General features: G+C 54.9%; 13 protein-coding genes. 7 read left to right on the top strand and 6 right to left on the bottom strand.

What is annotated here, in order from left to right:
• Positions 1–24 precede the first annotated feature (24 nt).
• Complete coding sequence (gene fghA, locus N2K86_RS14845) at positions 25–852, bottom strand: S-formylglutathione hydrolase (RefSeq protein ID WP_260659115.1); 828 nt, start codon at positions 850–852, stop codon at positions 25–27.
• Positions 853–990: 138 nt separating this feature from the next.
• Between fghA and N2K86_RS14840 the strand changes: the two genes are divergently transcribed.
• From N2K86_RS14840 to mglC, 7 genes are all read left to right on the top strand, one after another.
• Positions 991–2,139: an MFS transporter gene (locus N2K86_RS14840; protein WP_260659114.1), complete on the top strand. Its 1,149-nt coding sequence runs from the start codon at positions 991–993 to the stop codon at positions 2,137–2,139.
• A 102-nt stretch (positions 2,140–2,241) separates the two neighbouring features.
• Positions 2,242–2,910 carry a GTP cyclohydrolase I FolE gene (gene folE, locus N2K86_RS14835; protein WP_108416598.1) on the top strand — a complete coding sequence of 223 codons (669 nt, stop codon included), beginning with the start codon at positions 2,242–2,244 and terminating at the stop codon, positions 2,908–2,910.
• An 18-nt stretch (positions 2,911–2,928) separates the two neighbouring features.
• Positions 2,929–4,086 (top strand): DUF418 domain-containing protein YeiB, encoded by a 1,158-nt coding sequence (gene yeiB / locus N2K86_RS14830; RefSeq protein WP_260659113.1) that lies wholly within the window; start codon positions 2,929–2,931, stop codon positions 4,084–4,086.
• Between the two features lie 155 nt (positions 4,087–4,241).
• Positions 4,242–5,264 carry an HTH-type transcriptional regulator GalS gene (gene galS / locus N2K86_RS14825; protein WP_260659111.1) on the top strand — a complete coding sequence of 341 codons (1,023 nt, stop codon included), beginning with the start codon at positions 4,242–4,244 and terminating at the stop codon, positions 5,262–5,264.
• A gap of 295 nt (positions 5,265–5,559) precedes the next feature.
• Positions 5,560–6,558 carry a galactose/glucose ABC transporter substrate-binding protein MglB gene (gene mglB, locus N2K86_RS14820; protein ID WP_010433541.1) on the top strand — a complete coding sequence of 333 codons (999 nt, stop codon included), beginning with the start codon at positions 5,560–5,562 and terminating at the stop codon, positions 6,556–6,558.
• A 79-nt stretch (positions 6,559–6,637) separates the two neighbouring features.
• Positions 6,638–8,158 carry a galactose/methyl galactoside ABC transporter ATP-binding protein MglA gene (gene mglA, locus N2K86_RS14815; RefSeq protein ID WP_010433543.1) on the top strand — a complete coding sequence of 507 codons (1,521 nt, stop codon included), beginning with the start codon at positions 6,638–6,640 and terminating at the stop codon, positions 8,156–8,158.
• A gap of 15 nt (positions 8,159–8,173) precedes the next feature.
• Complete coding sequence (gene mglC, locus N2K86_RS14810) at positions 8,174–9,184, top strand: galactose/methyl galactoside ABC transporter permease MglC (RefSeq protein ID WP_152081627.1); 1,011 nt, start codon at positions 8,174–8,176, stop codon at positions 9,182–9,184.
• Positions 9,185–9,229: 45 nt separating this feature from the next.
• Here the strand turns inward: mglC and N2K86_RS14805 are convergent, their stop codons facing one another.
• The 5 genes from N2K86_RS14805 to N2K86_RS14785 form a co-directional block, all read right to left on the bottom strand.
• On the bottom strand, positions 9,230–10,618 hold the full coding sequence (locus N2K86_RS14805) for a glutamine synthetase family protein (RefSeq protein ID WP_260659110.1): 1,389 nt from the start codon (positions 10,616–10,618) through the stop codon (positions 9,230–9,232).
• Between the two features lie 120 nt (positions 10,619–10,738).
• A complete protein-coding gene (gene sanA / locus N2K86_RS14800) occupies positions 10,739–11,458 on the bottom strand; it encodes an outer membrane permeability protein SanA (protein ID WP_260659109.1) in 720 nt (239 codons plus the stop codon).
• 126 nt (positions 11,459–11,584) lie between these two features.
• Entirely contained in the window at positions 11,585–12,469 is an 885-nt protein-coding gene (gene cdd, locus N2K86_RS14795) for a cytidine deaminase (protein ID WP_260659108.1), read from the bottom strand.
• A gap of 129 nt (positions 12,470–12,598) precedes the next feature.
• Complete coding sequence (locus N2K86_RS14790; protein ID WP_260659107.1) at positions 12,599–13,294, bottom strand: CidB/LrgB family autolysis modulator; 696 nt, start codon at positions 13,292–13,294, stop codon at positions 12,599–12,601.
• Complete coding sequence (locus tag N2K86_RS14785; RefSeq protein WP_260659106.1) at positions 13,291–13,686, bottom strand: CidA/LrgA family protein; 396 nt, start codon at positions 13,684–13,686, stop codon at positions 13,291–13,293. Before N2K86_RS14785 ends, N2K86_RS14790 begins: the two co-directional genes overlap by 4 nt.
• Positions 13,687–13,695: the final 9 nt, after the last annotated feature.

Genomic DNA, 13,695 nt, shown 5'->3' with positions numbered 1-13,695 from the left:
CCGCCACCCGGCAATCACCCGTTCTTACCCAAACAAATGCGCCGCATGGAAGCGGAGATGATCCTCAATAAAGGACCCGATGAAGTAATAGCTGTGGTCATACCCCGGCTGAATGCGCAACGTCAGCGGCCAGTCCTTCTGGCGAGCCGCTTCAGCCAGCACCGCAGGCTGTAGCTGTCCGGCGAGGAACTGATCCGCATCACCCTGATCGATAAGCGTTGGGATCGCATCCTCTGTCTGGCTTGCCAGCATCAGCGCGCAGCTGTCCCATTCCTGCCAGGTTTCTGCGTTATCGCCCAGATAGTGCGTAAAGGCCTTTTGCCCCCAGGGTACCTGCGTTGGGTTCACAATCGGCGCGAACGCCGACACGCTGGTATATTTTCCGGGGTTTTTCAGCGCCATGATAAGCGCACCGTGACCCCCCATTGAGTGCCCGCTGATGGCGCAACGGTCATTCACTGCAAACTCTGCCTGAATCAGCGCAGGCAGCTCGTCACGAATGTAGTCATACATGCGGTAGTGGCTCGCCCACGGCTGCTCGGTAGCGTTGAGATAGAATCCGGCGCCTTTGCCTAAATCGTATCCGGCATCGTCAGCGACCTCATCCCCGCGCGGGCTGGTGTCTGGCATCACCAGCGCTATGCCAAGCTCGGCCGCAATACGCTGCGCACCGGCTTTGGTGGTGAAGTTTTCGTCGTTGCAGGTCAGGCCTGAAAGCCAGAACAGAACCGGCGGGTTTTCCGTCGGCGGCAGGAAAATGCTGAACGTCATCGCACAGTTCAGTACGGTGGAGTCGTGCCGCCAGCGCTGCTGTCGACCTTCAAAACAACGGTGCTCTTCGAGCAGTTCCATGCAAGGCTCCTTAATGAAGATACGTATTCATAAAATCCATAATACAGAGTTTTCATTGACCTGTGAGCAACTTTCACTTTCCCCTTGCGTTCAGATACTGCATCATAAATTTACTTTTCTTTAACAACTGGAGCGGTCATGGCGCTGCGTATCGCGCTCAGCGGATTTGTGGTTTTGGTGGTGGCTATGGGGATCGGGCGCTTTGCCTTTACGCCTCAGGTACCGCTGATGATTGCCGCCGGGCAACTCACGCTAACCAGTGCGGGTCTAGTGGCGGCGATGAACTATCTGGGCTATCTGGTGGGGGCGTGGGATGCCATGCGCGCCCATCGCTTTGTGGAAACACGCCTCTGGTTGGGCATCACTGGCGCGGTTGCGCTGACGCTGCTCTCGGCGGCGGCGGATAACGCCGTGGTTCATGGCTTACTGCGCTTCGCGATCGGCTGCATGAGCGGCTGGTCTATGGTGCTGATAGCCGCGTGGACCAATGAGCGACTGGGTCAGCTGGGCAAACCGGGGCTCAGCGCCGCGGTCTTTGCCGGGCCGGGCGCAGGCATTGCCCTGAGCGGGCTGCTCGCGGTCTATATTCAGGCGAAGGCGCTCTCCGCCGGGGCGGCATGGCAGATTTACGGCGTGCTGGCGCTGGTGCTGATTGCGCTGGTGGCACGCTACCTGCCGCGATCCGGGCAACTCCATCGGCCTGGAACTGCACCGGAGCCGCTGGTGCTGACGGCGGATTTAAAGCGCCTGGTCTGGAGCTACAGCCTCGCGGGGTTTGGCTATATCCTCCCGGCGACCTTCCTGTCGCAAATGGCGGCGGTGCGTTTTCCCGGCAGCCTGTTTGCCCAGTTTGTCTGGCCGATTTTCGGTTTCGCTGCCGTCATCGGCATCGTACTTAGCATCATACTGCGCCATACATCCACGGCTAATCGCAGGCTGGCTATTGTTTTGTGGTTACAGGGCGCAGGCGTGCTGGCAGCCTGGCTGCTGCCGGGCATTGGCGGTTTGCTGACGGGGGGTCTGCTGGTCGGCGGCGGGTTCTTATGTGCCGTGCAGCTTTCTCTGTTATACGGTCGCGAGCTGGCACCGAACCACACGCGCTATATGGCGGGACTGCTCACCACCGGCTATGCCATCGGCCAGCTGATTGGCCCTATAACGTCCGCACTATCCACCTGGTTTACGCATCGGCTGGAGCCTGCGCTGGGGCTGGCGGGCATCGCGCTGTTCATCGGCGGGGCACTGGTCTGGAACCGTCAGGCTGAAAGGCAGCAGCAATTGCAATAATTATCATCGTGAATACTGGATTATGTGCGCCGCCTCACGCACAATGAGCGCACACTTTTGCCACAACGAGGGCAAAAGACGCCACACCTGCAGGAGAAAAGAATGTCATCACTCAGTAAAGAAGCTGCTTTGGTCCATGAAGCCCTGGTTGCGCGCGGTCTTGAAACGCCACTGCGTCCACCGGTTCAGGAACTGGATAATGAAACCCGTAAGCGTCTGATTTCCGGGCATATGACCGAGATCATGCAACTGCTGAATCTCGATCTGAGCGATGACAGCCTGATGGAGACGCCTCAGCGCATCGCGAAAATGTACGTCGACGAGATTTTCTCTGGCCTTGATTACGCCAATTTCCCGAAAATCACCGTCATTGAAAACAAAATGAAGGTCGATGAGATGGTGACGGTGCGCGATATAACGCTCACCAGTACCTGCGAGCACCACTTCGTGACCATCGATGGCAAAGCGACCGTGGCGTATATTCCAAAAGACACGGTAATTGGCCTGTCCAAAATCAACCGTATCGTGCGATTCTTCTCCCAGCGTCCGCAGGTGCAGGAGCGTCTGACGCAGCAGATCCTGACCGCGCTGCAAACGCTGTTGGGTACCAATAACGTGGCGGTCTCCATCGACGCGGTGCACTATTGCGTGAAAGCGCGTGGCGTGCGTGATGCGACCAGCGCAACCACCACCACGTCGCTGGGCGGTCTGTTTAAATCGAGCCAGAACACCCGCCAGGAGTTCCTGCGCGCCGTGCGTCACCACAATTAATCAGACAGGGCAGGGACCATGGAGCGAAACGTCACGCTCGATTTTGTTCGCGGCGTCGCCATACTCGGTATCCTGCTGCTCAATATTAGCGCCTTCGGTTTGCCGAAGGCCGCTTATCTTAATCCCGCCTGGTACGGCGATATCACCCGAAGCGATGCCTGGACATGGGCGATCCTCGATCTCTTTGCGCAGGTTAAATTCCTGACGCTGTTTGCGCTGCTGTTTGGCGCAGGGTTGCAGCTTCTGCTCAAACGCGGCACGCGCTGGATCCAGTCACGTTTAACGCTGCTGGCGATCCTCGGCTTTATTCACGGTTTGTTCTTCTGGGATGGCGACATTCTGCTCGCCTACGGCTTAGTCGGGCTCATTTGCTGGCGACTTATCCGCGATGCGCCCAGCGTAAAAAGCCTGTTCAACACCGGCGTGATGCTCTATGTCATGGGGCTCTGCGTATTGTTTCTGCTGGGCGTTATCTCTGGCGATTCAACAAACCGCTCGTGGATCCCCGACGCGGCCAACCTGCAGTATGAGCAGTTCTGGAAGCTGAAAGGGGGGGCTGAGGCGATCGGTAATCGGGCCGATATGCTCGGTGATAATCTCCTGGCGCTGGGCGCGCAGTACGGCTGGCAGCTGGCAGGGATGATGCTGATGGGGGCATCCCTGATGCGTACCGGCTGGCTGAAGGGCGAATTCAGCCTGCGCCACTATCGCCGCACGGGCGCGGGTCTGGTCCTGCTCGGCGTGGTGATTAATCTTCCGGCGGTGATAATGCAGTGGCATCTTCACTGGGATTACCGCTGGTGCGCTTTTCTGCTTCAGGTACCGCGTGAGCTTAGCGCTCCGTTCCAGACCATTGGCTACGCGGCGCTGATCTATGGTTTCTGGCCGCAGCTTTCCCGCCTGTGGATTGTCAGCGCCGTGGCCTGCGTTGGCCGCATGGCGTTAAGCAATTACATCCTGCAAACGCTGATCTGCACCACGCTGTTCTACCGATTTGGCCTGTTTATGAAATTCGACCGACTCACGCTGCTGGCGTTTGTTATTCCGGTCTGGATGGTTAACCTGGCGTTTTCCGTTATCTGGCTGCGTTATTTCCGCCAGGGACCGCTGGAGTGGGTCTGGCGCAAATTAACCGCACATGCTTCGGGTGTATCATTGCGTAATACATCCGGATAACGATCTGGATCACAATCATTAACAAAATGGATGTAAGCGTTTTCATCTGTGTGAGCTTCTTCACGTAGTCCCCGCTCTCTCGCTGCCAAAATAGCCACCTTGCTAAACACAGGGGGTGTCTGTGAGTTGCTGCAATCCTTTAAAGGATGGTGAACATGATCACCATTCGTGACGTCGCCCGCCTGGCGGGCGTTTCCGTGGCTACCGTCTCTCGCGTGCTGAACAACAGCGCGCTGGTCAGCCCTGAAACCCGTGAAACCGTAATGAAAGCCGTGACTCAGCTTGGGTACCGGCCAAATGCCAACGCGCAGGCGCTGGCGACGCAGGTGAGCGATACCATTGGCGTCGTGGTGATGGATGTGTCGGATGCCTTCTTTGGTGCGCTGGTTAAAGCGGTGGACGTTGTCGCCCAGCAGCACCAGAAATATGTGCTGATTGGCAACAGCTATCACGAGGCGGAAAAAGAGCGTCATTCCATTGAGGTACTGATACGCCAGCGTTGCAATGCCCTGATTGTGCATTCAAAAGCGTTAAGCGACGAAGAGCTGGCCGGGTTTATGGAGCAGATCCCCGGGATGGTGTTAATCAACCGGATTGTGCCAGGCTACGCGCACCGCTGCGTCGGGCTGGATAACGTCAGCGGCGCGATGATGGCGACGCGGATGCTCATCAGCAACGGCCATCAGCGCATCGGGTATCTTGCTTCCAGCCACCAGATTGAAGACGACGGAATGCGTCGGGAAGGGTGGCAGAATGCGTTGAAGGAGCACGGCATTGTCCCGCTGGAAAGCTGGGTAGGAACCGGTACGCCGGACATGCAGGGCGGGGAAGCCGCAATGGTCGAGCTGCTGGGCCGTAATTTGCAACTTTCTGCCGTGTTTGCCTATAACGACAGCATGGCGGCAGGGGCGCTGACTGCGCTGAAAGACAACGGAATTGCGGTGCCGCAGCATTTATCGCTGATTGGCTTCGATGATATCCCGATTGCCCGTTACACCGACCCGCAGTTAACCACCGTGCGTTACCCTATTGCCTCGATGGCGAAACTGGCAACAGAACTGGCGTTACAGGGTGCCGCAGGCCTGCTGGATCCGGATGCAACACACTGTTTCATGCCAACTTTAGTCAGGCGGCATTCTGTTTCTATTCGGCAAACTGTGGCTCCGATCACTAACTAATTATGTGGTGTGATGTAACCGTTTTCAATCTGTGAGTAAATTCACAGTATCTTAACAAGCCGCTGACTATGATGTCAGCGTTTTAGAGGCTGAAACGCTATGTAACGGTGATTAATCATTTTCACTATAGCCAGCGAGCCGAAAACAACGAATAAAACGCATTTCTGGAGCGTTACCGAACACGGAAGATAGAAATTTTATAAGTGAACTTCGGCGAACAGTAACGTTTTATTAACACCTGCCCGCCGACCGTTATTCACAAGAACTACCCTGCATAAAAAAAACCGGAGATACCATGAATAAGAAGGTGTTGACTCTGTCTGCTGTAATGGCAAGCATGCTTTTTGGTGCAGCAGCGCACGCTGCGGATACCCGTATTGGCGTGACCATCTATAAATACGACGACAACTTCATGTCCGTTGTGCGTAAAGCGATTGAGAAAGATGCGAAAGCAGCGCCAGACGTTCAGCTGCTGATGAACGACTCCCAGAACGACCAGTCCAAACAGAACGACCAGATCGACGTTCTGCTGGCGAAAGGCGTGAAAGCCCTGGCGATCAACCTGGTTGACCCGGCTGCAGCAGGCACGGTTATTGAGAAAGCGCGCGGCCAGAACGTGCCAATCGTCTTCTTCAACAAAGAACCTTCCCGTAAGGCGCTGGATAGCTACGACAAAGCGTTTTACGTCGGTACTGACTCCAAAGAGTCCGGCATTATTCAGGGCGATCTGATCGCGAAACACTGGGCGGCGAACCCGAACTGGGACCTGAACAAAGACGGTCAAATTCAGTTCGTTCTGCTGAAAGGCGAGCCAGGCCACCCGGACGCTGAAGCCCGTACCACCTACGTTATCAAAGAGCTGAACGACAAGGGCCTGAAAACCCAGCAGCTGGCGTTAGATACCGCGATGTGGGATACCGCTCAGGCGAAAGATAAGATGGACGCGTGGCTGTCTGGCCCGAACGCCAACAAAATCGAAGTGGTTATTGCGAACAACGATGCGATGGCGATGGGTGCCGTTGAAGCGCTGAAAGCACACAACAAATCCTCCATTCCTGTGTTCGGCGTAGATGCTCTGCCAGAAGCGCTGGCGCTGGTTAAATCCGGTGCGATGGCCGGTACCGTTCTGAACGATGCCAACAACCAGGCGAAAGCCACCTTCGACCTGGCGAAAAACCTGGCCGACGGTAAAGGTGCTGCTGATGGCACGACCTGGAAAATTGAAAACAAAATCGTTCGCGTGCCATACGTGGGCGTAGACCAGTCCAACCTGGCTGAGTTTATCGGTAAATAAGATCTTTGTTTTGTCTTCACTGGGCGCAATTCGTTGCGCCCTTTTATAACGCGATATGCGAGGCCAACAAGGTATAATTATGGTCAGCACAACTACTCAGTCGTCCGGTGAATACTTGTTGGAAATGACCGGTGTTAACAAGTCTTTTCCCGGTGTTAAGGCACTCGATAATGTTAATTTAAAAGTGCGTCCTCACTCTATTCATGCCTTGATGGGGGAGAACGGTGCGGGTAAATCAACATTATTAAAATGTCTTTTTGGGATCTATCAAAAAGATTCTGGCAGCATTCTTTTTCAGGGGAAAGAGATCGATTTCCATTCAGCGAAAGAAGCACTGGAAAACGGTATCTCGATGGTTCACCAGGAATTAAACCTGGTACTGCAACGCTCGGTAATGGATAACATGTGGTTGGGACGTTACCCAACCAAAGGTGTGTTTGTCGATCAGGATAAAATGTATCGCGACACCAAAGCGATTTTCGATGAGCTGGATATTGATATCGATCCGCGCGCCCGCGTGGGGACATTATCCGTCTCCCAGATGCAGATGATCGAAATTGCCAAAGCGTTCTCCTATGACGCGAAGATCGTCATCATGGATGAACCCACGTCGTCATTAACGGAAAAAGAGGTTAACCACCTTTTTACCATTATTCGCAAACTGAAAGATCGCGGCTGCGGCATTGTCTATATCTCGCATAAAATGGAAGAGATCTTCCAGCTGTGCGATGAAATTACCATCCTGCGCGACGGCCAGTGGATTGCCACTCAGCCGCTGGAAGGGCTGGACATGGACAAGATCATCGCCATGATGGTCGGCCGCTCCCTGAACCAGCGCTTCCCGGACAAAGAAAACAAGCCGGGCGAAGTGATTCTGGAAGTGCGCAATCTCACCTCGCTGCGCCAGCCGTCCATTCGCGATATCTCTTTCGACCTGCACAAAGGCGAAATTCTGGGGATTGCCGGGCTGGTGGGGGCCAAACGTACCGATATCGTGGAAACCCTGTTTGGTATCCGGGAAAAATCGGGCGGCACCATTACGCTGCACGGTAAAAAAATTAACAACCATAACGCCAACGAAGCCATTAATAACGGTTTCGCGCTGGTGACGGAAGAGCGTCGCTCGACCGGTATTTATGCCTATCTCGATATTAACTTTAACTCGTTAATTTCGAACATTCGTAACTATAAAAGTAAAATCGGTCTGCTGGATAATTCCCGCATGAAGAGCGATACCCAGTGGGTAATTGACTCCATGCGCGTTAAAACGCCAGGCCACCGTACGCAAATTGGTTCGCTCTCGGGTGGGAACCAGCAAAAAGTCATTATTGGCCGCTGGTTGTTGACCCAGCCCGAAATTCTGATGCTGGATGAACCAACCCGCGGTATCGATGTGGGTGCAAAATTTGAAATTTATCAGCTGATTGCCGAGCTGGCGAAAAAGAATAAAGGGATCATTATTATTTCTTCCGAAATGCCGGAACTGTTAGGGATCACAGACCGTATTCTGGTTATGAGCAATGGTCTCGTTGCCGGTATTGTTGACACCAAAACGACAACGCAAAACGAAATTTTGCGTCTTGCGTCTTTGCACCTTTAAGATCAGGGGCTCCTCATGAGTGCGTTAAATAAGAAAAGTTTTCTCACTTATCTGAAAGAAGGCGGTATTTACGTTGTTCTTTTAGTATTACTGGCAATTATTATCTTCCAGGACCCAACGTTCTTAAGCCTGCTGAACCTGAGTAACATTCTGACTCAGTCCTCCGTGCGTATCATCATCGCGCTGGGCGTGGCAGGTTTGATTGTCACCCAGGGGACTGACCTGTCAGCAGGACGCCAGGTAGGGCTGGCGGCGGTTATTGCGGCAACCCTGCTGCAGTCGATGGAAAACGCCAACAAGGTGTTCCCGGAAATGGCAACCATGCCGATTTTCGTGGTGATCCTGATTGTCTGCGCCATCGGTGCGGTGATCGGCCTGATCAACGGCATCATCATTGCTTACCTGAACGTGACGCCATTTATCACCACGCTGGGTACGATGATCATCGTTTACGGTATCAACTCCCTGTACTACGACTTCGTGGGCGCGTCGCCAATTTCGGGCTTTGACAGCGGCTTCTCGACCTTTACGCAAGGATTTGTCGCGCTGGGCAGCTTCCGCCTGTCCTATATCACCTTCTATGCGCTGATTGCCGTGGCCTTCGTTTGGGTGCTGTGGAACAAAACCCGCTTTGGTAAAAACATTTTCGCCATCGGCGGTAACCCGGAAGCGGCGAAAGTCTCCGGCGTTAACGTTGCCCTGAACCTGCTGATGATTTATGCGCTGTCCGGTGTGTTCTACGCCTTCGGCGGGATGCTGGAAGCGGGCCGTATCGGCTCTGCCACCAACAACCTTGGCTTTATGTACGAACTGGATGCGATTGCGGCCTGCGTGGTGGGCGGTGTTTCCTTCAGCGGCGGCGTGGGTACCGTGCTCGGCGTAGTCACCGGTGTGATCATCTTTACCGTCATCAACTACGGTCTGACCTACATCGGCGTGAACCCGTACTGGCAGTACATTATCAAAGGCGCCATCATCATCTTCGCGGTTGCGCTGGACTCACTGAAATACGCACGTAAGAAATAATTGCACCTCGCATTATCCAGCCCGCTCATTGAGCGGGCTTTTTTTTTACGCCAGCGTGGACTCCTGCCCGGTCACAATGCTCTCGAACCAGTCAAGTTCAGAAAGCTTGCAGGCTATCCACTGTTCTGAAAAGGCTTCGCCTAAGCTGTCGGTGAGGTACTGGCAGCGGGAAAACACCTCGATTGCCTGCTGCTGGAACAGTGGAAGTTCAGGCTCATCACGCTGCGGTTCCGGTAAATCATTCTCATCGAAATTTTCCAGACCGTACAACATGCCTGTCAGGATGGTTGCCGCAACGAGATACGGGTTGGCATCAGCGCCCGCCAGACGGTACTCAATGCGACGATTGCTTTCATCCGAGCAGGGTATACGCAGCGCGGCGGTACGGGTGTTATAACCCCATGAATGGAATAATGGCTCTGTGAGGTTTTTACGAAGGCGCCGGAAAGCGTTAACGCCGGGGGCCAGAATGGCGATGGAGGCGGGCATCAGCGCCAGCTGACCTGCGATGCATAAGCGCATCATGCTATTGAGTTCATCAGCCGGTGAGGCAAATACGTTATCACCGTGAATATCATTCAGGCTGAAATGAAAATGCAGTCCGCTGCCGGACAAGAGGCTGAACGGCTTGGCCATAAAGTTAGCCTGAAAGCCGTGTTTTTCAGCGACAAACCGCGTTAACCGACGCAGTGCCAGGATATTGTCACATACCTCCACGACCCGATGGCTGTGCTTCAGATTTAACTCGAACTGACCTGATTCGGCCTCTGCCACAATTCCGGTAAGGGGGATATGCTGCCGCTGTGCCAGTTGTTCCAGCTCGTCGAACAGCGCAGCCTGTGCTGACGACGTATCCATGTGAAAGCAGCCCTGATTCTGAAGCTCCTGAGTGTCAGGCCCCGTCAGGTAGAACTCAATTTCCGGCGCAATAACCGGATACAGCCCGTGCTGATGAAAACGCGCCAGAACGTTCTGCAATATGACGCGTGGTTCAAGGGGGCAAGGTTGCCCGTCGCTCTCTTTCATCGTCAGGAGGATCTGTGCGGTATGCAGCGGATCGTGCGAAGAGGGGCGGAGGGAACCGGCAACCGGCATGCAAAGTCGGTCTGGCTCATCGTCACGCGACGCGGCGACTTTCCCTTTTTGATCCATCGAATAGACCGAGAGAGGAAAATAGCAGCCTTTCTCCAGACTCAGCATGCTGTCCGCGGAAAGTCGCTTACCGCGCGTAATGCCGTTGATGTCGTTGAGACAGACATCGATGTGTTTGGTTTGTGGGTAACGCTCGAGATAATCCGCCACTTCCACCGACAGGCTTTGCTTCAGAGTGGCAAGCTTCTCTTCAAGATAGAGGCCGGAATTTAGCGCGGTCGGCAGCGATAAGCCCGGGAAATTAAAGTACGGGCGGAGACTTTTCAGGAAAAACGCGTTCATTATCGAGTTCATAGTCAGTCTTCAATGAAGCCGTAGCGGCAATGAACTCAGGGTAAAAGGTCAGGTGTAAAGAGGTGATAAAAAGCGTGGCATCCGGCGTAAAGAAACGATAAACGGAGGCTATTTTTTCTCTTTTTTCTGCAGATCGAGCAGTTGTTCTGGCGTCACCGCCGGATAAGCCTGCGCATCTTCCGGCACCTCATGCATTGCCGGGATCGGCACCAGCGGGCCTAAAAAGCGCGGTTCACGTTTGAAGATGTAGAGATCGGCTAATGCGCCAAAGCGGGCACCGAACTCGCGCACGCGCACGCTCAGCATGTCTTTTGGCGACGGGACGGCGTAGCACTGAGCCTGGATACCCATATGCAGCGCAATAAACAGCGCGCGCTCGCAGTGGAAGCGCTGGGTAATGATGATGAAATCGTTAGTGTCGAACACCTTGCGGGTGCGCACGATGGAGTCCAGGGTGCGGAACCCGGCGTAGTCGAGCACGATATCGGCAGGATCGACGCCTGCGGCAATCAGGTCCTTACGCATCGTCACCGGTTCGTTGTAGCTCTGCAGGGCGTTATCGCCACTCAGCAGCAGATAATTCACCTTGCCGCTGTTGTAAGCGTTCAGCGCGCCCTGAATGCGGTAGCGGTAATACTGGTTGATCACGCCGGTGCGGTAATACTTGGCGGTGCCGAGCACCACGCCTACCTGACGATAGGGCAGGTCCTGCAGATCGTCAAAAATGTAGGGAGCGGTTTTCCAGCTCATCCAGCGGTCGAGACCGAGCACGATCAACAGCAGTATGCCGACCAGGACAGACAGGCTGTAAAAAACGCGCTTTAACATGGAGATGGCTCGTTCGTGGATGAAAGTTCACTCAGGCTACTTTACCCGCCTGTTTAGCGCAAGAAACGGTGAATCAACTGAGGGCTTTTTCAGCAAACGGGCGGGCATTTCTGCCCGCCGGAAGGTTCAGGCAAGCAGCACGCGGTCGATTGTGGTGCAGCCCAACGCTTTCAGCGTCGCGGCGGTGGCGTCCCACTGGATCAGCGGCGCATCGGCTTTTTCTGCGAGAATGGCGCGCTGAATGTCAGGATAGTCATAGCCGTTCAGGCTCAGCAGGTTAAGAGCGCCCTGCAGCGGAGGCAGCGTCGGGTTGAACGCGGCGTTTTCCGCATAGCTGCCGGTAAAGATACGCCCATCGCGGCACTGTAGCGCCACGCCGCTTGGCGATTGACTGTACGGCGTATGGCTCTTGTTCGCCGCACGAATGGCCGCTTCGCTCAGGTCATCGCCGGACAGGGCGAAACCGTGATCCTGCTCGTCCATCAGCAGCGTTTTAATTTCGAGATCTTTAGGACCGAAAGCGTCCGGGAGGTAATCCCCCAGCGTGTGCGGCGCGCGGCCTGGCAGGTTGATGCGCAGCTGCAGCCCGCTGTTCAGCTCGTTCATAAACTGACGGCAGTGACCGCAAGGGGTGTAGTTAACGGTGATGGCACTCAATGCTTTTTCACCGCGCAGCCAGGCGTGGCTGATGGCGCTTTGCTCGGCGTGAACGGTTTGCTGCATGGTCGCACCGAGGAACTCCATGTTTCCACCGAAGTACCAGGTTCCGCTTACGCCGCGTGCAATGGCACCGACGTTGAAGTGGGAAAGGTCGGCACGCGCGCAGGCGGCAGCCAGGGGCAGCAGTGCGAAAGCCAGCGCGTCTTCATCCAGTCCCGTTGCCTGTTTCAGCGTCGTGACCTGCTCCGCCGTCAGCAGGGCGGGGAAATGGGTATCCGCCAGAACCGGCGCCAGGGCAGATTGCAAATTCTCTGCAAGCTGGGCGAAAGCAGCTTGAAAACGTGGGTGCATGGCGTTTGCCTCATAAAGGTTAATGGATCGGTAGTGTACGGAGCCGTCGGGGCTTTATATGTGATCCACTTCTCATTATGTATGCAACTTATGAAAACAAAATGAAAATTGCGCGACGCATCGCAAATTTTAGCCCATCACCGCCAGAATAATCGGGAAGACAAAGGGGGCAATCAGGGAGGTGATAATCCCGCAGATGACCAGCGCCAGCGAGCTAAACGCGCCTTCCTGATAGTCCACTTCGGCGCAGCGCGCGGTGCCCAGCGCGTGTGACGCGGTCCCCATCGCCAGACCGCGTGCAGCTTTGGTGCGGATCTTCATCAGATTCAGCAGGGTATGGCCAAACACCGCGCCCAGGATCCCGACGAAAATCACGCACATGGCACTGATGGCCGGAATGCCACCGATGCTGCCGCCTACGGCCATCGCAATAGGTGTGGTGACGGATTTTGGCAGAATAGAGGCGGCAATCTGCGGCGAGGCTCCCATTAATAGGGCCACCGAGGTGCCGGTGATCATCGCCACCAGGCTACCGATAAAGCAGATGGTGATGATGGACTTCCAGCGGGCGCGGATCTGGTGCAGCTGTTCATATAAAGGAAACGCCAGCGCGACAACGGCGGGCTGCAGCAGATCGTTTAAAACTTTACTCCCTGCGAAGTAGCGTTCGTAGGGAATACCGGTAAGCAGCAGGAAGGGAATAATCACCACCATCGCCACCAGCAGCGGGTTGAGCAACGGCATTTTGAAGCGTACGGCAAGTTTACGTGCAGCGAAGAACACCGCCAGAGTTAACGGCAGCGACCACCAGATATTGGCCATCATTTTTTTGTTTTCTCCCCGACCACTTTACGTTCGCCATGCACGATGTGCGAACTCCAGCTTACCACCAGGAACACCACCAGCGTACTGACCGCACAGGAGACGACAATCGGGCCGAACTGCGCTTTGAGCACGTCGTAATATTGCATGACGCCTACGCCGATGGGCACGAAAAGCAGCGCCATGTAGCGGATAAGGACGAAGCAGCCTGGATTGACCCACTTCGCGGGCAGCACCTGTAAAGCCAGCAGCACAAACAGGATCAGCATGCCGATAATGCTGCCGGGAATGACGATCGGCAGCAGCGAGGCGATGAAAATCCCGGCGTACAGGCAGGCGTAAATCAGGATGAATGCGCGCAGATACTGCCAGATTGTATTCAGTGATTTGCTCATGGTGAAAGT

The sequence above is a fragment of the Enterobacter mori genome, from assembly GCF_025244905.1.
Classification (GTDB): domain Bacteria; phylum Pseudomonadota; class Gammaproteobacteria; order Enterobacterales; family Enterobacteriaceae; genus Enterobacter; species Enterobacter mori_A.
The sequence above is the reverse complement of the archived record's forward strand: the minus strand, read 5'-3'. Positions and strand labels throughout refer to the sequence as shown.